At 55.5% G+C, this 18,127-nt stretch carries 18 protein-coding genes; 6 read left to right on the top strand and 12 right to left on the bottom strand.

The genetic code is table 11. The annotated features are described in order from the left end of the window. Positions 1-35: 35 nt before the first annotated feature. Complete coding sequence (locus tag B8P98_RS20495) at positions 36-1,016, bottom strand: sugar ABC transporter substrate-binding protein (RefSeq protein ID WP_095033376.1); 981 nt, start codon at positions 1,014-1,016, stop codon at positions 36-38. Between the two features lie 410 nt (positions 1,017-1,426). On the opposite strand from B8P98_RS20495, the gene B8P98_RS20485 reads away from it, so the two are divergent. Further along, a complete protein-coding gene (locus B8P98_RS20485) occupies positions 1,427-3,736 on the top strand; it encodes a molybdopterin-dependent oxidoreductase (RefSeq protein ID WP_095033658.1) in 2,310 nt (769 codons plus the stop codon). A gap of 75 nt (positions 3,737-3,811) precedes the next feature. On the opposite strand, the gene B8P98_RS20480 is transcribed toward B8P98_RS20485, so the two are convergent. Continuing rightward, positions 3,812-4,354, bottom strand: coding sequence for a 1,2-dihydroxy-3-keto-5-methylthiopentene dioxygenase (locus B8P98_RS20480; RefSeq protein WP_025714356.1), 543 nt, complete (start codon positions 4,352-4,354; stop codon positions 3,812-3,814). After that, a complete protein-coding gene (mtnC, locus tag B8P98_RS20475; protein WP_025714355.1) occupies positions 4,351-5,040 on the bottom strand; it encodes an acireductone synthase in 690 nt (229 codons plus the stop codon). The genes B8P98_RS20480 and mtnC overlap by 4 nt, the downstream gene beginning before the upstream one ends. Before the next feature lie 141 nt (positions 5,041-5,181). On the opposite strand from mtnC, the gene B8P98_RS20470 reads away from it, so the two are divergent. After that, a complete protein-coding gene (locus B8P98_RS20470) occupies positions 5,182-6,327 on the top strand; it encodes a pyridoxal phosphate-dependent aminotransferase (protein ID WP_165931880.1) in 1,146 nt (381 codons plus the stop codon). Here the strand turns inward: B8P98_RS20470 and B8P98_RS20465 are convergent, their stop codons facing one another. The 4 genes from B8P98_RS20465 to dsbG form a co-directional block, all read right to left on the bottom strand. Beyond that, a complete protein-coding gene (locus B8P98_RS20465; RefSeq protein WP_025714353.1) occupies positions 6,328-6,954 on the bottom strand; it encodes an IbrB-like domain-containing protein in 627 nt (208 codons plus the stop codon). It abuts the gene before it with no gap. Further along, complete coding sequence (locus B8P98_RS20460; protein WP_095033374.1) at positions 6,939-8,162, bottom strand: phosphoadenosine phosphosulfate reductase; 1,224 nt, start codon at positions 8,160-8,162, stop codon at positions 6,939-6,941. Before B8P98_RS20460 ends, B8P98_RS20465 begins: the two co-directional genes overlap by 16 nt. 114 nt (positions 8,163-8,276) lie before the next feature. Continuing rightward, complete coding sequence (gene citR, locus B8P98_RS20455; protein WP_095033373.1) at positions 8,277-9,209, bottom strand: DNA-binding transcriptional repressor CitR; 933 nt, start codon at positions 9,207-9,209, stop codon at positions 8,277-8,279. Positions 9,210-9,389: 180 nt separating this feature from the next. After that, on the bottom strand, positions 9,390-10,139 hold the full coding sequence (dsbG, locus tag B8P98_RS20450; RefSeq protein WP_025714350.1) for a thiol:disulfide interchange protein DsbG: 750 nt from the start codon (positions 10,137-10,139) through the stop codon (positions 9,390-9,392). Between the two features lie 411 nt (positions 10,140-10,550). Here dsbG and ahpC point away from each other — a divergent pair, with 411 nt between their 5' ends. Both ahpC and ahpF read left to right on the top strand, forming a co-directional pair. Continuing rightward, entirely contained in the window at positions 10,551-11,114 is a 564-nt protein-coding gene (gene ahpC, locus B8P98_RS20445) for an alkyl hydroperoxide reductase subunit C (protein WP_002894394.1), read from the top strand. Between the two features lie 126 nt (positions 11,115-11,240). Then, positions 11,241-12,806, top strand: coding sequence for an alkyl hydroperoxide reductase subunit F (gene ahpF / locus B8P98_RS20440; protein ID WP_004893443.1), 1,566 nt, complete (start codon positions 11,241-11,243; stop codon positions 12,804-12,806). 77 nt (positions 12,807-12,883) lie between these two features. Here the strand turns inward: ahpF and uspG are convergent, their stop codons facing one another. The 4 genes from uspG to dcuC form a co-directional block, all read right to left on the bottom strand. Next, positions 12,884-13,312 carry a universal stress protein UspG gene (gene uspG, locus B8P98_RS20435; RefSeq protein WP_002894401.1) on the bottom strand — a complete coding sequence of 143 codons (429 nt, stop codon included), beginning with the start codon at positions 13,310-13,312 and terminating at the stop codon, positions 12,884-12,886. A 188-nt stretch (positions 13,313-13,500) separates the two neighbouring features. After that, positions 13,501-13,911, bottom strand: coding sequence for a nucleoside diphosphate kinase regulator (gene rnk, locus B8P98_RS20430; protein ID WP_025714348.1), 411 nt, complete (start codon positions 13,909-13,911; stop codon positions 13,501-13,503). 178 nt (positions 13,912-14,089) lie between these two features. Beyond that, complete coding sequence (rna, locus tag B8P98_RS20425; protein ID WP_025714347.1) at positions 14,090-14,887, bottom strand: ribonuclease I; 798 nt, start codon at positions 14,885-14,887, stop codon at positions 14,090-14,092. Positions 14,888-14,979: 92 nt separating this feature from the next. After that, positions 14,980-16,353 (bottom strand): anaerobic C4-dicarboxylate transporter DcuC, encoded by a 1,374-nt coding sequence (dcuC, locus tag B8P98_RS20420; protein ID WP_025714346.1) that lies wholly within the window; start codon positions 16,351-16,353, stop codon positions 14,980-14,982. A 336-nt stretch (positions 16,354-16,689) separates the two neighbouring features. Here dcuC and pagP point away from each other — a divergent pair, with 336 nt between their 5' ends. Next, positions 16,690-17,211 carry a lipid IV(A) palmitoyltransferase PagP gene (gene pagP / locus B8P98_RS20415; protein ID WP_305955583.1) on the top strand — a complete coding sequence of 174 codons (522 nt, stop codon included), beginning with the start codon at positions 16,690-16,692 and terminating at the stop codon, positions 17,209-17,211. A 194-nt stretch (positions 17,212-17,405) separates the two neighbouring features. Beyond that, entirely contained in the window at positions 17,406-17,615 is a 210-nt protein-coding gene (gene cspE, locus B8P98_RS20410; protein ID WP_002439184.1) for a transcription antiterminator/RNA stability regulator CspE, read from the top strand. A 66-nt stretch (positions 17,616-17,681) separates the two neighbouring features. On the opposite strand, the gene crcB is transcribed toward cspE, so the two are convergent. Continuing rightward, positions 17,682-18,065, bottom strand: coding sequence for a fluoride efflux transporter CrcB (gene crcB, locus B8P98_RS20405; RefSeq protein WP_080897284.1), 384 nt, complete (start codon positions 18,063-18,065; stop codon positions 17,682-17,684). Positions 18,066-18,127: the final 62 nt, after the last annotated feature.

Here is an 18,127-nt window from a genome sequence, read left to right as displayed (position 1 = left end):
CGCGGCGGGGCGCTCCCCGCCAGGGTGTTGATTTATCACTGCAGTTCGCCGTATCCCAACTGTTTATACACCGCTTTCGCCTCCTGCGGACCTTTCACCGGGACCACCGGGATAAAGGTTTGCACCGGCAGTTTCTGACCGGCAAAGTAGCGGGCCACGTTGTCGGCAGAGGTCTGGCCGATCAGATGCGGCTGCTGCGCGACGTTCGCCACGAACGGACTGCCAGGCTCTGCCATGATCTCCAGGGTCTCCGGACCGGCGTCGATCGCCGTTACTTTCACGTCCTTATCGCGACCGGTCTCTTCCAGCGCCTGGACGATGCCGATGGCCGGTTGATCCCAGCAGGCGACATGGATGGCGTCCAGTTTGCCTTTCGGATACTGACTGAGTAATTCGAGGGTTTTCTTCCGCGCATCTTCCTGTGAGTTGGCAAACTGTTCCGCAAGCTCAGGCTGGATAATATGAATATCCGGATAATCCTTAAGGACATATTTCCACTGATCGTAACGAATGCCGCAAATACGCAGCGCGCTGGAGAATGCGTTAAATACAGCGACGTTGCCTTTGCCGCCTAATTCATCCGCCATATAGCGGCCGATGGTTGAGCCTAAAGTGTAGTTATCGGAGGTGGTATTGTTGACTGAATATTGTGAAACATGATCCACGGTAAATACCGGGATACCGGCATCACGCAATGCTTTAAATTTGGGTTCGACGGCGCTGTCGCCGAGAATACTAATTACCGCATCCACCTTGCGTGACAGTAAAATATCGTGATTATTGGCATGCACCTGGTTATCGCGACCGCCATCGACGCCAATGACTTTCCCCCCCAGTTTCTCCACTTCCTCTGTCGCGCCTTTAAAGGCCTCGCGATCCCAGAAATGCTGAGTGCCGACCACGGCAACGCCAATGGTTTTTCCCTGTAAGGAGAGGGCGTCCGCGGCAGTGACGCTCAGCGAGGCAAGGGAAAGCAGTCCCAGCGCGGCAGGCAATAATTTTCTCTTCTGCGACATTGTTATTATGATCCTGTGATGAAGGTGGTTGCGGAGCGGTAGCATGACAAGAAGGACCTCGCCACCTCAAATACAAAATAAGTCTAAGTTATGCCGGCAATGTTATATCGCAGAAACGCCAGAGAAAAATGTTATTTTGCCATCGGGAACCTGAAAATATTTCATGATGCAAAATATACCTTTTTATTTTGTGGTTTTATTTTTGACTTTTTCCGTGTTTATTTAACGGATAAAGACGGCTTTCTGTTTATTGTGATGGCGTGGAGAAATAAGGCCCTTGCAGGGAAATGCAGGTGATTGCGTGGGCTAATACTTTTTTTAGCAGAGTAATGTCTGGCTGGGACGGGGATATTTCCGTCATTTCCTCGATTTATTTTAACGAGTTTTTGGCTGAGAAGAACGCGGGTGCTATGAAGAAACAGCATAATTATACGGTGATGCACTGGGGAACGTGGCAGGTAGAAAGCCAGGAAGGCGATATTGTGGCGGTGAATCCGGTGCCCTGGGATAAAAATCCGTCACGCATCGGCCAGTCGCTCCCCGACGCGGTGACCAGCCAAACGCGCATTCGCCGTCCGGCGGTGCGCGCTGGCTATCTGCAGCAGGGGCCGGCGTCACGAGAGGGGCGAGGCAAGGAGCCCTTTGTCGAAGTCAGCTGGGAGGTGGCGCTCGACCTGCTGGCTCGCGAGCTGCGTTCGGTCAAGGCGCGCTGCGGCAATGAGGCGATCTACGGCGGCTCCTACGGCTGGGCCAGCGCCGGGCGCTTTCACCATGCACAGAGCCAGCTGCACCGCTTTCTCAAGGGATTTGGCGGGTATACCGCCAGCACCAATACCTATAGCAGCGCCGCGGGCGAGCGCATTCTGCCGCATATTCTCGGGCCGCTGAGCCCGCTGCACCGTCAGCATACCCATTTTTCCGAGCTGGCGCGGGAGTGTCAGCTGTTTGTCGCCATCGGCGGACTGCCGCTGCGCAATGCCCAGGTCAACGGCGGCGGCGCCAATGACCATATGCTGCAGTACTGGCTGGATAAGATGCAGGCCAACGGCGCGCGATTTATCAATATCAGCCCGGTGCGCAATGATCTTAGCGCGGTAGCCGACGCCGAGTGGCTGGCCATTCGGCCGGGCACCGATACCGCTCTGCTGCTGACGCTGAGCTATGTGCTGATCAGTGAATCTCTCTACGACCAGGCGTTTGTCGCCAGCCATACCGTCGGGTTTGCCCACTATCGCGCTTATCTGTTGGGCGAGCACGACGGCGTGGCGAAAACCCCGGCGTGGGCGGCGGCGATCACCGGCCTGGACGCCCAGCGCATCGCCGACCTGGCGCGGGAGATGGCCCGCCACCGGACGATGGTGAATATCTCCTGGTCTGTCCAGCGCGCCCGTCAGGGGGAGCAAGCCTACTGGGCGACGGTGGCCCTGACCGCGCTGCTGGGACAGATCGGCACACCGGGCGGCGGCCTTGGGTTTGGCTACGCCTGTACCAACCTGGCGGGTGCGGTGCGAAAAGCGTTTTCCGGCCCGCGCTTGCCCGCCGGGGAGAATGCGGTGGACAGCGTTATCCCGGTGGCGCGGCTGTCCGATATGCTGCTCCATCCGGGAGAAGTCTATGAGTTCGACGGTCAGCAGCGGCGTTATCCCGATATCCGTTTAGTCTACTGGGCGGGAGGCAATGCGTTTCATCATCATCAGGATCTCAACCGACTGTGCGAGGCCTGGCGCCGCCCGGAGACGGTGGTGGTGCATGAGCAGTACTGGACCGCGCAGGCCAAATTTTCCGATATCGTTCTGCCGGCCACCACCTCGCTGGAGCGAGAGGACATCGGCTGCGGCGGCCACGACGGGTTTATGATCGCTATGAGCGCGCAGATCCCGCCGGTGGGCGAGGCGCGTGATGATTACGCCATTTTCTGCGATCTGGCCGAACGGCTGGGCTTCGGAGAACAGTTCAGCGAAGGACGTGACGCCGGGCAGTGGCTGCGTCATCTCTATGAGGAGTCAAGACCGCGGGCCGAAGAGGAGGACATTACGCTGCCCTCATTCGAGGCGTTCTGGCAGCAGGGGGTGCTGGAGTACAGTGCGCCGGAGCGGCCGCAGATCTTTCTCGCCGATTTTCGCGCCGATCCGCAGCGCTATCCGCTCACCACGCCCTCCGGCAAGATTGAACTCTTTTCCGCCACCGTCGCCGGGTTTGGCTATCGTGAATGCCCTGGCCATCCGTGGTGGGATGAGGAAGAGGCCGCCCGCCAGCGGCAGGAGGCGGCGCGCTGGCCGCTTCATCTGCTCTCCAGTCAGCCGCGCGCCCGCCTGCACAGTCAGTACGACCACGGCAGCGTCAGCCGGGCGACGAAAATTCAGGGACGCGAGCCGCTGTGGATGCATCCGAGCGATGCGCAGGCAAGAGACATCCGCGAAGGCTGCGTGGTGAAGGTCTATAACGACCGCGGGGCGATTCTGGCGGGCGTGCACCTGAGCGAGCAGATTTTGCCGGGGGTGGTGCAGATGTCCACCGGCGCCTGGTATGACCCGCTGGATCCCAAAGAAAAAGGATCGCTCGATAAGCACGGCAATCCCAACGTGTTAACCGAGGATCGCGGCAGTTCGCGCCTGGGGCAGGGCTGTAGCGCCCAGAGCTGCTGGGTGGAGATCGCTCCGTGGCGAGAGGAACTGCCGCCGATCACCGCCTTTGACCCGCCGACGTTTATTGCGCTTTAGGTGGTGGCGATCGGATAGCCCGGGGGCGGCGCGCCAGGCGCCGTCCCCGGGAAAGCGTGTGATGACAGCGCGGCGTTACGCCAGCCGCGGGTAGGCGCTGGCGATATCGTCGCCGGTGAATTGGGCGATCCAGCCTTCCGGGTTATCAAAAATGCGAATGGCGGTGAAGTTCGGTTCTGAGCCCATATCAAACCAGTGCGGGGTGTGGGCGGGAACCGAAATCAGATCGTTCTTTTCGCACAGCACCTGGAACACCTCGTCGCCAATATGCAGGCAGAACAGGCCGGCGCCTTCGACAAAGAAACGGACCTCATCTTCACCATGAGTGTGCTCGTTAAGGAATTTTTCCCGCAGCGCCGCTTTCTGCGGGTTATCGGCGCGCAGGCTGATGACGTCCCAGCTCTGGTAGCCCTTTTCGGCGACCAGTTTGTCAATTGCGTGCTGATAGGCGGCAATCACCGTTTCTGGGCTGGGATTTGCGCCGAGGTCGCGGTCGGCCTGCCAGCGTTCGAAGCGGACGCCTTTGGCGTTAAGCTGCGCCTGAATCGCGTTGGCGTCGGTGCTGTGCCAGAGCGGTGTTTGCGGATCGGTCACGGAAAATAGGGTTAATGCGCTCATGCTGGGATCTGCTCCGGATGAATGTCGTCAAAACGCTGAACCTGAGGATGGTGGCTCGCCGGGTCGCGGTCGCCGCGTACCAGCTGGATCGTGCGCAAACCCGCGGCCTCGGCGGCGTCGAGTTCCTGATGGATATCCGACAGGAACAGGATAGCGCCGGGGGCGTGGCCCAGGTGTTCAGCAATGTTACGGTAGGACTGCACCTCGCGTTTGGCGCCTACCAGGGTATCGAAATAGCCCGTGAACAGATGAGTAATATCACCTTCATCGCTGTAGCCAAATAACAATTTCTGCGCGGCGACGGAGCCTGAGGAATATACATACAGATCAATACCCTGCGCTTTCCATTTCTCCAGGGCCGGCAGTACGTCCGGATAGAGATGGCCGGTAAAGTCGCCGTTGAGGTAGCCGTCGCGCCAGATGATCCCCTGTAGCGCCTTTAGCGCCGTGGATTTACGGTCTTCGTCCATAAAGGCGAAGAGGGTAGTGATAAGGTCGGCGGTGCTGGCGGCCGGGGCGTCTGTCTCGCGGCGCAGGTTGTCGAGAATGGTTTTGACCGGTTCAGCGTGCTGCTGAGCGGTGACAAAGCCGGCCAGTCGTTCGCGGGCGTAGGGGAACAGCACGTTATGCACGAAGCGGATATCGCTGGTGGTGCCTTCTATGTCGGTCACGATGGCGCGGATCATGGTTTCTCCAGAGTGGGCGTGGCGTGGAATAACATTAGCATTTAGACGTCTAAGCGTCTTGATTGCCAAATATTAACATCGTGTTATAGTGGCTTCAACAACAGCATTACAATCGGTAAAAAAAGAATGAGTAATAACCCGTTGATTCCAGAGAGTAAACTGCCGGCGCTCGGCACCACGATTTTTACCCAGATGAGCGCCCTGGCCCAGCAGTATCAGGCTATTAATCTGTCACAGGGCTTTCCCGATTTCGACGGCCCGCGCTATCTTCAGGAGCGCCTGGCCTACCACGTCGCCCAGGGGGCGAATCAATATGCCCCGATGACCGGCGTGCCGGCGCTGCGCGAGGCGATCGCCAGCAAGACCGCGGAGCTGTATGGTTACCTGCCCGATGTCAACAGCGATATCACGGTCACCGCCGGCGCGACCGAGGCCCTGTATGCGGCGATCACCGCCCTGGTACGCCGCGGCGACGAGGTGATCTGTTTTGATCCCAGCTACGACAGCTATGCTCCGGCGGTGGCGCTGGCCGGCGGCGAGTTACGCCGCATTGCGCTGCAGCCGCCGCATTTTCGCGTCGACTGGCAGCAGTTCGCGGCGGCGCTGAGCGATAAAACCCGGCTGGTGATCCTCAATACCCCGCACAATCCCTCGGCCACCGTCTGGCAGCGCGAGGATTTTGCTGCCCTGTGGCAGGCAATCGCCGAACGCGAGATCTATGTCCTCAGCGATGAGGTTTATGAGCATATCTGTTTCGCCGCTGACGGCCACGCCAGCGTGCTGGCGCATCCGCAGCTGCGCGAGCGGGCGGTGGCGGTCTCCTCGTTTGGCAAAACCTTTCATATGACCGGCTGGAAGGTCGGCTACTGCGTGGCTCCGGCGGCCATCAGCGCCGAGCTGCGCAAGGTGCACCAGTATCTGACCTTTTCAGTGAATACCCCGGCGCAGCTGGCGATTGCCGATATGCTGCGCGAGGCGCCGGAGCACTATCGCGAGCTGCCGGCGTTTTATCGGGAACGCCGCGATCTGTTTATTGAGGCGCTGCGCCCAGGCCGACTGGAACTTCTGCCCTGTGAAGGCACCTATTTCCTGCTGGCGGACTATAGCGCTATCTCCGATCTGGACGACGTCAGCTTCTGTCGCTGGCTGACCACGGAGATTGGCGTGGCGGCGATCCCGCTCTCCGTCTTCTGCGCCGATCCGTTCCCGCATAAGCTGATCCGGCTGTGCTTCGCCAAGCAGCCGGCGACCCTGTTGGCCGCGGCGGCGCGTTTGTGTCAGCTGTAGCTATTTAATGGTCCACGCCTGAGAGAACTGGCGGCCGGCGAACATCTCCGTCAGGCCGCTGATTTGCTTCAGGCGCAGTACCTCATCGGCATCCATCCCCAGCTCTTTGCCGATTTTCTGCGGCGTCCAGCCTAGCTGGGTCAGTTCGCGGACGATCTCCGACATAGCGTGGATTTGATGACGTCCGCGGGCCCGATTATGGCGGATTGTTGCCGCTATCAGCCCGTCACGCGAGGCGATCCCGTCCGTCAGGCAGGTGACCGGCAGATAACCATTCAGCATTTTTTTCAGTGACGCTTTGCTGGCGGCCAGTTCATGACGGTGAAAGCCGTCGACAATGGTATACGCCCGCGGGCCTTGCTGGATGACGACGACCGGTTGGGTAAAACCATCGGTTTCCAGCGAGGTTTGCAAAAGGCGTTTTTCCGGCGGCGCCACGTTATTCGGGTTGTAGTCGTTAGGGATGACCTGCTCCTGTTTCACCCACAGTACGCAGTCAACGGGCTGGTCGCGGAAGGGACTGTGCTGATGGAGCACCTGGCGAAACGCGTTAATTGCCTCGATGCGCGCCTCGTCATCCAGGGTATTCAGGTAAGCATCCAACGCCTGCGTCAGTTGTTGTTGCATAATATCCCCCATTGTTGGCGATGTTTTTCCATGCGTTTGCGGTAGCGCTGATAATGGCTGCTTTTGGTCGGGCTAAACGAGAGCTGGCGGCACCAGTAGTCATTATTGAGCAGCACCTTGCAGACTCGCCGCCAGGACGGGATATCTTTAGTGCCAATGTCCGCGGGCTGGGTATCCGGGATGTCCTCCATCCCTTTTTTCTGATACCAGCGCAGATAGACGGCGATTTTGTTGCGATAGTGCTCGGCGGTGGTTTCCGGCATGCTGTCGAGCAGGAACAGGGCGTAGCTTTTCCAGGTTAAATGGTCGGGCTTGTCGATTTTTCGATGCCCGTAGAACTGATTATCATGTCCGGCATAGATCCCGCCGCTGTGCGCGCCGCTCACCCGCTGACACATCAACGCCCAGCGCTCAGGCTCCAGCACATGGTAGAGCCACAGCCCCTGACGCTGCTCGGGACCAAATGGTTCGCAAATGCGCATATAGCGCAGCGGCACCCCGGCCTGATACATCAGATCGTACAGCGGGTTATAGGACTGGCCGCTTTTGGCAAACCAGGTCCAGATATCGGCGGTTTTCCAGTCATAGAGCGGGTAGATATACCAGGCGTGGCCGCCCGGCGCTGAGGTGGTCCACGGTTTATCGTCGGCGAAGCGCTGTTTACGCTGTGACGAAATCGTCATAAAACGATTCAGTGACTCGTCGGCGCGAATACCCACCAGCACGGCGGCGGGGCGTCGTTGCGAAAACCACTCGGCAAAGTGGCTGACAAAGGACTCAAAGCTCATTCCCGGTTGATAAAACGGAAAATAGCCCGGATGAGTAATGGCCCACGGCGGCGGCTGGCGGACCCAGTTGGCACCGGGCTCCCAGCATTGCCATTGGGGTTTATACTGCGTCAGAGCATTCTGGGTGGTGAGCGGCAGAGCGACCCAGTAAAAGGTGTCGATAACATCCTGATACAGCGTGCGCAGTTTTTCACAGTGGGCGATGGTGCAGGAGAACTGCGCCTCCCAGTCGATAAACAGCACGCAGATTTTTTTCCCCTGTCGCCGCGCCGCCTGCGCGGTTAAATGCAGCATAACGGTGGAGTCTTTCCCCCCGGAGAAAGACACACAGATGCGCGAAAAATTATCCATGACCCATTGGATCCGCTGCTCAGTTGCCTGTAGCACCGATTCCGGTAAGGGATATTTGGTGAAGGACATGACCATTAATCCTTTAATCGTAGAGATTCCCGTTTTCTCAGTATAAGCGATGAGGTCTGGAAAATTAATGGTCGATTTTTACTCTGGCCTTCTCGGGGGAGAAAAAGGGACTGATTACTCACTGTTATTAAGCTGAGGAACGGATGTCTTTCTGTCATTCATTAGAATGGTGATTAATTCAGACAAGAAATGATTTTGAGAAGATGAATTATGGTAATTAATATATATGGTGATCTCCGGGAAAAGATCCGCAATATTGATCGTGTGCAGCGGCATCGTGGGTGAAATAAATTCATATAAATAGGACGGAATAACGCCAATTAAATCGGTTTTATTGATCATGTTAAGAATGGTCATAAACGAGTCGCTGCGAAAGGCAATATTACGCGGGTTGAGCCACGGCGCGCTGCTTTGCTGGACGCGCTGAATAACCGGATCGTTGGTGATATAGTGAGTGAAAAACTCCTGCGCCAGCGCATCAACCGAGGTGAGCTGCTCGCGCCGCGGATGGTTTGCCCGGCACACTGCCAGGGTTTGCACCGTTTGATAGGGCTGGCAGACGGTGGCGCGATTGGTAATAGGCATGCGGGTGAACACCAGGTCGGCCTGGCGATAGGCCAGTAATTCCTCAGCGGACTCCGTGGTGGTCAGATTATGGTGCTCAATCTGCAAATTGGCCTGATGACAGAGCTGGTTAATCATAAAATGGCTGTTGACTGAACAGAACAGCGGTGGGCCATAGATGACGATTCGTTTACGTAATTCGGAGCGATTATTGAGATTAATCGTTTTTTCCAGCTGTTCGAGATTTTGTTGCAAATGATAATGCAGATTCACGCAGGCGGTCGTGGGGGTCATGCCTTTACCGACGCGAACAAATAACGGATCGTTTAACTGCTGGCGCAAACGCTGCAACGACTGACTCACCGCCGATGGGGTGATAAATAACATTGCCGCCGCTTTGCTGATGCTTAAATGTTGATAGATACATTCAAAAATAACCAATAAATTCAAATCGAACTTTTTCAGATCGTAAAGATTTGCCATTAACGCAGTCCTTTGTATTACCAGGGCGGGTTGAAATATTCTTAATGAGAATGTTGAGTGGCTTAGTATTTGCAGTGTGAATTTAGTTATCGGCAAATAATTTTAAGTTCTGCTAAATATACCTTATTTACACTAGTGGCGCCAGCGGTGGCTATTATCTGGCGCCATAATGCAATCAGATTACTCTGCTTCGCCCATCATAATATGCAGTTTTTCTTTATCCGGCAGGCCGACCACCTGCTGCAGCATATTATCTTTATTCATATAGTAAATGGCCGGCGTGACGTTGGCCCCCAGCTCATCCATCAGCTGCTGATTAACGTTGAGTACTTTCATCTTCTCCGGCGGAATAGCTTTCGGGATCGTCAGGGCCATTTTTCCGTTCGATTGCTCGTAATCATGCCAGGTTTTCGCCGGATCGGCGGTGGCGAGGATGGCCGCGGCGGTGGCCGGGCTTTCCGGTTTGATCACCCCCACCAGCAGGGTACGAATTTGTACTTTGCCCGCCTCGACCCACGGACGGGACTGCTGCCAGAACTGTTTGCAGTAAGGGCAGAAGGGATCGGCAAAAACATACAGCACGATCGGGGCGTCCTTGTGGCCATCCTGCAGCCAGTGTGCGCTGGCCATTTTTTTCCACATCTCCTGTCCTGCCGGGGTATAAAGTTCTTTCTGAAACAGCTGCTCGCTAAGGTTAGTGCCGTTCTCATCATACATATAGCCGGAGATCGCGTGCTTGCCGTCTGGCGTCAGGTAGATGGCGACGCCCATATCCTGATATTTACCCAGCCAGCCTTTCATTCCTCCCGGGGCGTCAAACGGTTTTATGATAGTAATGCCCTGTTTTTCAATCGCTTTTACCGGGGCGGGCAGATCTTGCGCATAACTGCATACAGGCAGAAAGCTAAGCAACAGCAGACGTTTTAACATGCGTATTCCTTGTAAAATCAGCAGGAAAGGGTAAAACGATTGCCGAACCTATCACAGTCATAGGCAAGATCAGCAGAACGACGGATTGCCCTTTCCTGGCGTGGGTGATGTAATCCTGGATGCTGTTACATTAAGGTAATGTAGAGCGCAACACATAGCCAGTCTGACTGGCGCTGAACCTACCTTCGGGTATTTCAGGTAACGGGGCCGCCTGAAAAGGTGGCCTTTTTACTTTTGTCGCGGCAAATGATGCGAAAAACAGCGATTAGCGCTGAACGCGTCGACAGGTTCACAGAGTTGTCTTGTTCCGGTTGTTAGATAACGCTTATTGATTCGATAATGTAAACGCATTGGTCGGGTCAGGAAAAATTCGTTAACTTAGACCTCAACGAAAACACGGAGGAAGTATAGATGTCCTTAATTAACACCAAAATCAAACCGTTCAAAAACCAGGCATTCAAAAATGGTGAATTCATCGAAGTCACCGAGAAAGACACCGAAGGCCGCTGGAGCGTCTTCTTCTTCTATCCGGCTGACTTCACCTTCGTCTGCCCGACTGAACTGGGCGACGTGGCTGACCACTATGAAGAACTGCAGAAGCTGGGCGTAGACGTTTACTCTGTGTCTACCGATACCCACTTCACCCACAAAGCGTGGCACAGCAGCTCTGAAACCATTGCCAAAATCAAATATGCAATGATCGGCGACCCGACTGGCGCCCTGACCCGTAACTTCGACAACATGCGTGAAGATGAAGGTCTGGCTGACCGCGCCACCTTCGTGGTTGACCCGCAGGGTATCATCCAGGCGATCGAAGTTACCGCTGAAGGTATCGGCCGTGACGCGTCTGACCTGCTGCGTAAAATCAAAGCAGCGCAGTACGTCGCTTCCCACCCAGGCGAAGTGTGCCCGGCAAAATGGAAAGAAGGCGAAGCGACGCTGGCTCCTTCTTTAGATCTGGTTGGTAAGATCTAATTCGTTTTATTCCCGGTAATCAACGGGCGCTTTCGCGCCCGTTTTATTCCAACACCATGATGCAAGCGCATTCAGGCTGCCGACGAGGCCGCTTGCATGATGATGTTTTAAGCCCAGGAGATAACAATGCTCGACACCAACATGAAAACCCAGCTCAAGGCCTACCTTGAGAAGCTGACCAAACCTGTTGAGCTGATTGCCACGCTGGATGACAGCGCTAAATCGGCAGAGATCAAGGAACTGTTGGCTGAAATCGCTGAACTGTCAGATAAAGTCACTTTTAAAGAAGACAACACGCTGGCGGTACGTAAGCCGTCTTTCTTAATTACCAATCCCGGTTCCGACCAGGGCCCGCGCTTCGCCGGCTCTCCGCTGGGCCACGAGTTTACCTCGCTGGTACTGGCGCTGCTGTGGACCGGCGGCCATCCGTCGAAAGAGGCCCAGTCGCTGCTGGAGCAGATCCGCGATATCGACGGTGATTTTGAATTTGAAACCTACTACTCGCTCTCCTGTCATAACTGCCCGGACGTGGTGCAGGCCCTGAACCTGATGGCGGTGCTCAATCCGCGCATCAAGCACACGGCGATTGACGGCGGGACGTTCCAGAATGAGATCACCGAACGCAACGTGATGGGCGTGCCGGCGGTATTCATGAACGGCCAGGAGTTTGGCCAGGGGCGGATGACCCTGACGGAAATCGTCGCCAAAGTGGATACCGGCGCGGAAAAACGCGCAGCGGAAGAGCTGAACCAACGTGACGCCTATGATGTGCTGATCGTCGGCTCCGGCCCGTCCGGCGCGGCGGCAGCGGTCTACTCTGCGCGTAAGGGTATCCGTACCGGCCTGATGGGCGAGCGCTTCGGCGGTCAGGTGCTGGATACCGTAGATATCGAAAACTATATTTCGGTACCGAAAACCGAAGGCCAGAAGCTGGCCGGCGCGCTGAAAGCGCACGTCAATGACTATAACGTCGATGTGATCGACTCCCAAAGCGCGACCAAACTGACGCCGGCGGCGACAGAGGGCGGTCTGCATCAGATTGAAACCGCCTCTGGCGCGGTGCTGAAGGCGCGCAGCGTCATCATCGCCACCGGCGCCAAATGGCGCAATATGAACGTGCCGGGCGAAGATCAGTATCGCACCAAAGGCGTGACCTACTGCCCGCACTGCGATGGTCCGTTGTTTAAGGGCAAACGCGTAGCGGTAATTGGCGGCGGGAACTCCGGCGTGGAAGCGGCCATCGACCTGGCAGGCGTTGTCGAGCACGTAACCCTGCTGGAGTTCGCTCCAGAGATGAAAGCTGACCAGGTGCTGCAGGATAAGGTCCGCAGCCTGAAGAATGTCGACATCATTCTCAATGCGCAGACCACGGAAGTGAAAGGCGATGGCAGCAAAGTGACCGGCCTGCAGTATCGTGACCGGGTGAGCGGTGATGAGCATCATGTTGCGCTGGCGGGCATTTTCGTCCAGATCGGCCTGCTGCCAAACACCACCTGGCTGGAAGGCGCCGTTGAGCGGAACCGTATGGGTGAGATCATCATCGATGCGAAGTGCGAAACCAATGTCAAAGGCGTGTTCGCCGCCGGCGACTGCACCACTGTGCCGTACAAGCAGATTATTATCGCGGCAGGGGAAGGGGCAAAAGCGTCGCTGAGCGCCTTCGACTACCTGATCCGCACGAAAACCGCATAACAAGTCAGACAATAGACCTGCATAACAAAGAGGCTACCCTGGGGGTAGCCTCTTTTTTTGTTACCTGTTTCTCAGGCTTATCTGACAACCATCACCGGGATATGGGCATGGCGGATCACACTTGAGGCGTTAGAGCCGAGCAGGTGGGTACTGATGGACGGGTTGCGCGAACCAATCACCACCACATCGGCATTAATTTCGCTGGCCAGCTCATTCACCATATCGCGCACGCTGCCAAAACGCACATGCAGCTTGATACGAGACGGGTCAATGCTGAAGTGGCTGACCATCGTCTGCAGGCGGGTTTCCGCTTCATGCTGCAGATGCTCTTCAAAACGCCGCAGGTCGGCGGTAAAGCGGCTCATGGTAAAGCTCGCTGAACCGGGTAATACATGCAGCAGATGGATCACCCCATCCTGCTGGGCCAGAAACTCCGCATGTCGGACGGCCTTGTCGCTCAGCGCCATCTCAAAGACATCAACGGGCATAATGATTGTCTTATACATATGCATTCCTCCTTGTTCGGTTGCGTCTATATCAACATATTATATGCGGATATTGTGTCATTCAGGTCGCAAAACTGTCAGACCGACGGGCGGAAAGCGTAAAAAAACGTTAGCGGGGGAAGAAACAGCAGAAAGAGGATGTGTGGACATCCTCTGAATAAAGCGCGACACGCCTCAGGCAGCGGAAATTAGCGGTGGAATTCGCCAGCGGCTTCCGGCTGGTACAGCAGGGCCAGCACTTCCAGGTGGGTCGACGCCCCGCCCGGCAGCTCCCAGTGAATGGTGCTACCAACCTTCAGGCCCAGCAGCGCAGCGCCTACCGGTGCGAGGACGGATAGCTGGCTGGCGCTGTCGGTCACCTGCGACGGAAACACCAGCGTCCGCACGCGCTCTTCGCCACTGGTTAAATCACGAAATTTAACCGTACTGTTCATGGTGACGACGTCATGCGGCATCGCTTCCGGCGCCAGCATTTGCGCGCGGTCGAGTTCGTCATTCAGCGCATCGGCAACCGGTGAGTTAGCAAAAGCCGGCTGCTCCAGCAGCCTGTCGATACGTTCGGCATCCAGTTCGTTAATGATGATTGCGGGTCTGGTCATTGCATACTCCATGTTATCCAGGAACCTGTCCGTAAAAGAAAACCCTCGCCGAAAAGGGCAAGGGTTAAGGTCTGCCCATCATACTGAGAGTTGCCGGTAGTTTGAAGTGATGAAACGCACAATCAGCGTGCAACGCGTCCTGGCAGGCCGAGATTTCTCGACAGTACGCCGTTTTTCGCTACTGGCCCACCTTGTCCACAATAAACTGCGTTCCGCAGTTGCCCGGGTGAGGCTGCGGCAGAAATGCGGCGGGGGTCAGCGGGGCGTTGATCGTCGCGGCATTAAGGGAGATTTGCATCTCGGTCAAATAGGCTGGATTACCGTTACAGGTTAATTTAAACGCCTTTACGCTTTGTGGGCCCCAGGCGCGGGCCACGGCGGCGTCGAAGTCGGCACGGCTGACGGTTTGGCCATAGTGTTTGGCGAGGAAATCACCGACCGGACTGTGCTTAATTTCGCCATTCAGGCGCACCATGGTGCCAAAATAGCTGTCGGGATCGAAGCCGAAGCAGACGCCATGTTTGGCATATTCGTAACGTTCCAGGCAGGAAGTGCCGCCTGAGCCCGGCATCACATTATTGAGCTTGTTGGCCATCTCCAGCGACAGCCCGGTCTCTGCCGCCTGGCATTTGCGGTTCGCTTTCACTTCCGGCATGTTGGGTACCGGGCGCGTAGCGCAGCCATAGCGCATCCAGCGACGTTCATCCACTCCGCGCGCGGCAATGGACTTTGGCAGCCCGGGCCACAGACCATGTACGGTCAGAAAATCGGCTTTATTCGCGGTTTCCTGCTGCAGCCGACACTCTTCCGGTTCGTTACGGTTGCGGTCCTGCATGCTCTGACAGAATCCGGTTTGCCAGGAGAGGGCAAGGACATAGCGATCAAAATCAGCGTATCGCGTCGCGGTGAGCGGTTCAGCGCCGGCCTGAGTGGCGGTGAGCACCAGGGCAAGCGCGGCGAAATCCTTCCTGAACATGTTTATTCCTGATTGTGGATGGCAAAAGATAACGGGAAGTTATTAAAGCATAAAAAAGGCGCCTGCTGGCGCCTTTTCACGTGGTTAGACCATTAGCGGACCGCGCTGCCGGGTACCAGGATTTCAGTGGCAACAATCACTACCAGCAGGCCAACGAGCACCGGCACGGAGGTGCGCTTGACCACTTCGAACGGCGAAATCTTCGCCATCCCGGCAACGGCGACGACCACGCCGGAGACTGGCGATATCGTGCGGCCGAGGTTCGAGGCCTGCAACATCGGAATCGACAGGTAAGCCGGGTTGATGCCGGAGGAGTGAGCCAGTTTGGGGATCATCTCAACAAAGGCATAGAACGGGGCATTGCCGGAGCCGGTGGTCATGGCCGCCAGCATGGTCAGGATCACCAGCACCAGCATCAGAATAATGCTGGCCGAGCCGAAGGAGGTGGCGATGGAGATCAGGCCGTTAATAAAGCCGATAGTGCTTAACCCCTGGGCAAAGACGCCCGCGGCAACCAGCAGCATCACTACGCCGGCGAAGGCGTCGGCCATGCCACGGTAGGCAACCTCCAGCCCGCTGAAGACGTTTTTGGTGTTAAACCCGCGCAGAAATTCCAGAACCGCCGCCAGCAGCATGCAGCCGACAAGGATGGTAATAATGTGCAGTTCTGGCCCCCATTTGCCATCAAAGATCAGCACACCAATGATTGGAGTAAACGGCAGGATGGCATACAGCGCCGGAGCGGTGGTGGTGATCTCGTTGACGTCGAGCATCTCGTGGGAAATGTTCTCTTTTTTATCCAGATAGCGCTGCCAGAAAAAATGGGCGATCGCCATGCAGATGATCGCCGCGATGGAGATCGGCAGCGTGGTCTTGAAAGCAAAATCGATCAGCGGCATTTCAGCGGCTTTCGCCGCCAGCACCACGTCACCTGAAGTAGGGGAGAGGATAATCGCTGCCGGTGAGGCGCAAATGGCGGCCGCCGCCCCGCGGCTGATCCCGACGTTAACCATGACCGGGAACAGTGTCGCCATCAGCAGCACGCCAAGGCCGGTGGCCGAAGAGACCGCCAGCGACATCAGACAGGCGACAAAGTAGGCGGCAATCATCAACAGATAGGGCGAGTTAATATAACGCAGCGGTTTTGACGCTAATTTGACCACCATATCATTGGCACCAATGTGGGTCATATAGGTGGCGAAACCGCACAGCATCATAATCATCATACCCAGATCGCCGCCGCGGCTCATGAGTAGAATCTTAATGTATTCAATAATATCGGTGGCAGAATAACCGGTGCTGTCGGTATTGCCCGGCAGGACTTTATGTCCCAGCAGGGCGCTGACAATCAATAAGATTAGCCCTCCGACGAACAGTACCCCGGTGGCCGAATAGCCCTTAATGATATAGCGGGCAACGCCCACAATGACCACAATCCCAATCAGGATCTCAACAAACGTCAGCATTTATTACCCCTAGGCCCAAAGAATATGTAGATAAAAAAGCGTCACACCAAATTTTAGTGTGCGAATGTGCCGAAAAAAGCGACGAAACTCGCTGATGCAAATCAATAAAGCGCTAAGAACTACGCTTACTCCATCGCGCCTGGATATAATCACCAGATGGATAGTTAAGAAGTGCTGATAGACATCAGGTGAAAATCAGGAGTTTGCCTTATTTCGTTCAGCCTGTGTTGAGTCTATCTTTGCAATTTTAGGTGACTTTAAAATGAAAGTGGTAATAGAAAAGTGTTGATGCTACGTCGTTTATCATTGTTTTCTCTTGGTTTTTTAGGATGGTTATTGGTATCCGGAAACGCCAGCGCGTCATTTTCATCGACCCTTAGCGAAGGTTACCATACCTTAAGTAATAACGTGGCACAGACCTGGAATGAGCCGGAGCACTATGATCTGTACGTTCCTGCCATCACCTGGCACGCGCGGTTTGCCTATGATAAGGAAAAGACCGATAAGTATAACGAACGTCCATGGGGGGCGGGTTTCGGCGTCTCCCGCTGGGATGAGAAAGGGAACTGGCACGGTCTGTATCTGATGGCGTTCAAAGACTCTTTCAATAAGTGGGAGCCTATCGGCGGCTATGGTTGGGAGAAGACCTGGCGCCCGCTGACGGATCAAAATTTCCGCCTTGGACTCGGCTATACCCTTGGGGTGACGGCGCGTGACAACTGGGACTACATCCCGATCCCGGTGATCCTGCCATTGGCATCAATAGGTTACGGCCCGGCAACGTTCCAGATGACCTATATTCCTGGCACCTACAATAACGGTAACGTTTACTTCGCCTGGGCGCGTATTCAGTTTTAATTCGCTAAGTCTTAGCAATAAATGAGATAAGTGGCGCGTCTTGTTGAAAAACAAGGACTAAAGCGTTACCCACTAAAAAAGATAGCGACTTTTATCACTTTTTAGCAAAGTTGCACTGGACAAAAGGTACCACAATTGGTGTACTGATACCCGACACAGCATTAGTGTCGATTTTTCATATAAAGGTAATTTTGATGTCTAAGATTAAAGGTAACGTTAAGTGGTTTAATGAGTCCAAAGGATTCGGTTTCATTACTCCGGAAGATGGCAGCAAAGATGTATTCGTACACTTCTCTGCAATCCAGTCCAACGGTTTCAAAACTCTGGCTGAAGGTCAGCGCGTAGAGTTCGAAATCACTAACGGTGCCAAAGGCCCTTCTGCTGCAAACGTAATCGCTCTGTAAGCAACGCGTCAGTAGAATATAAAAACCCGCTAATAGCGGGTTTTTTTTTGCCTGTTTGCCGCGCGCTTAGCGGCTGGCTGCCTGTGAAAAGAGCCAGAAGGCGACTGCCGTCATGGCAAACGACCCGAGCAAATTTACCGCGACGTTGAGTAGCGCCCAGCTCACCCGCCCCTGCTGCAGAAGAAATACGACTTCTGCAGAGAAGGTGGAGAAGGTCGTCAGGCCGCCGCAAAATCCCGTGGTGATAAGCAGTTTCCACATCGGGTCAATACCGGTGAGGCGATTAAACCACGCCAGTCCGGCACCGATCACAAAGGCGCCTACCAGGTTGGCGGTCAGGGTCCCAATCGGGATAGCATGGTGCACAGGATTGAGCTTCATGCCGAGCCACCAGCGTAATACGCTGCCGGTGCCGCCGCCAATAAAAACGGCGCAAAGAAGTTGAAACACGGTCGTTTCCTGTTATTTGATAGTTGAGAGTGTCAAGTGTAGCGCGCTATGGGCGCGATTGG

Source organism: Klebsiella quasivariicola (genome assembly GCF_002269255.1).
GTDB lineage: Bacteria > Pseudomonadota > Gammaproteobacteria > Enterobacterales > Enterobacteriaceae > Klebsiella > Klebsiella quasivariicola.
This window is presented reverse-complemented; position numbering and strand designations above follow the sequence as displayed.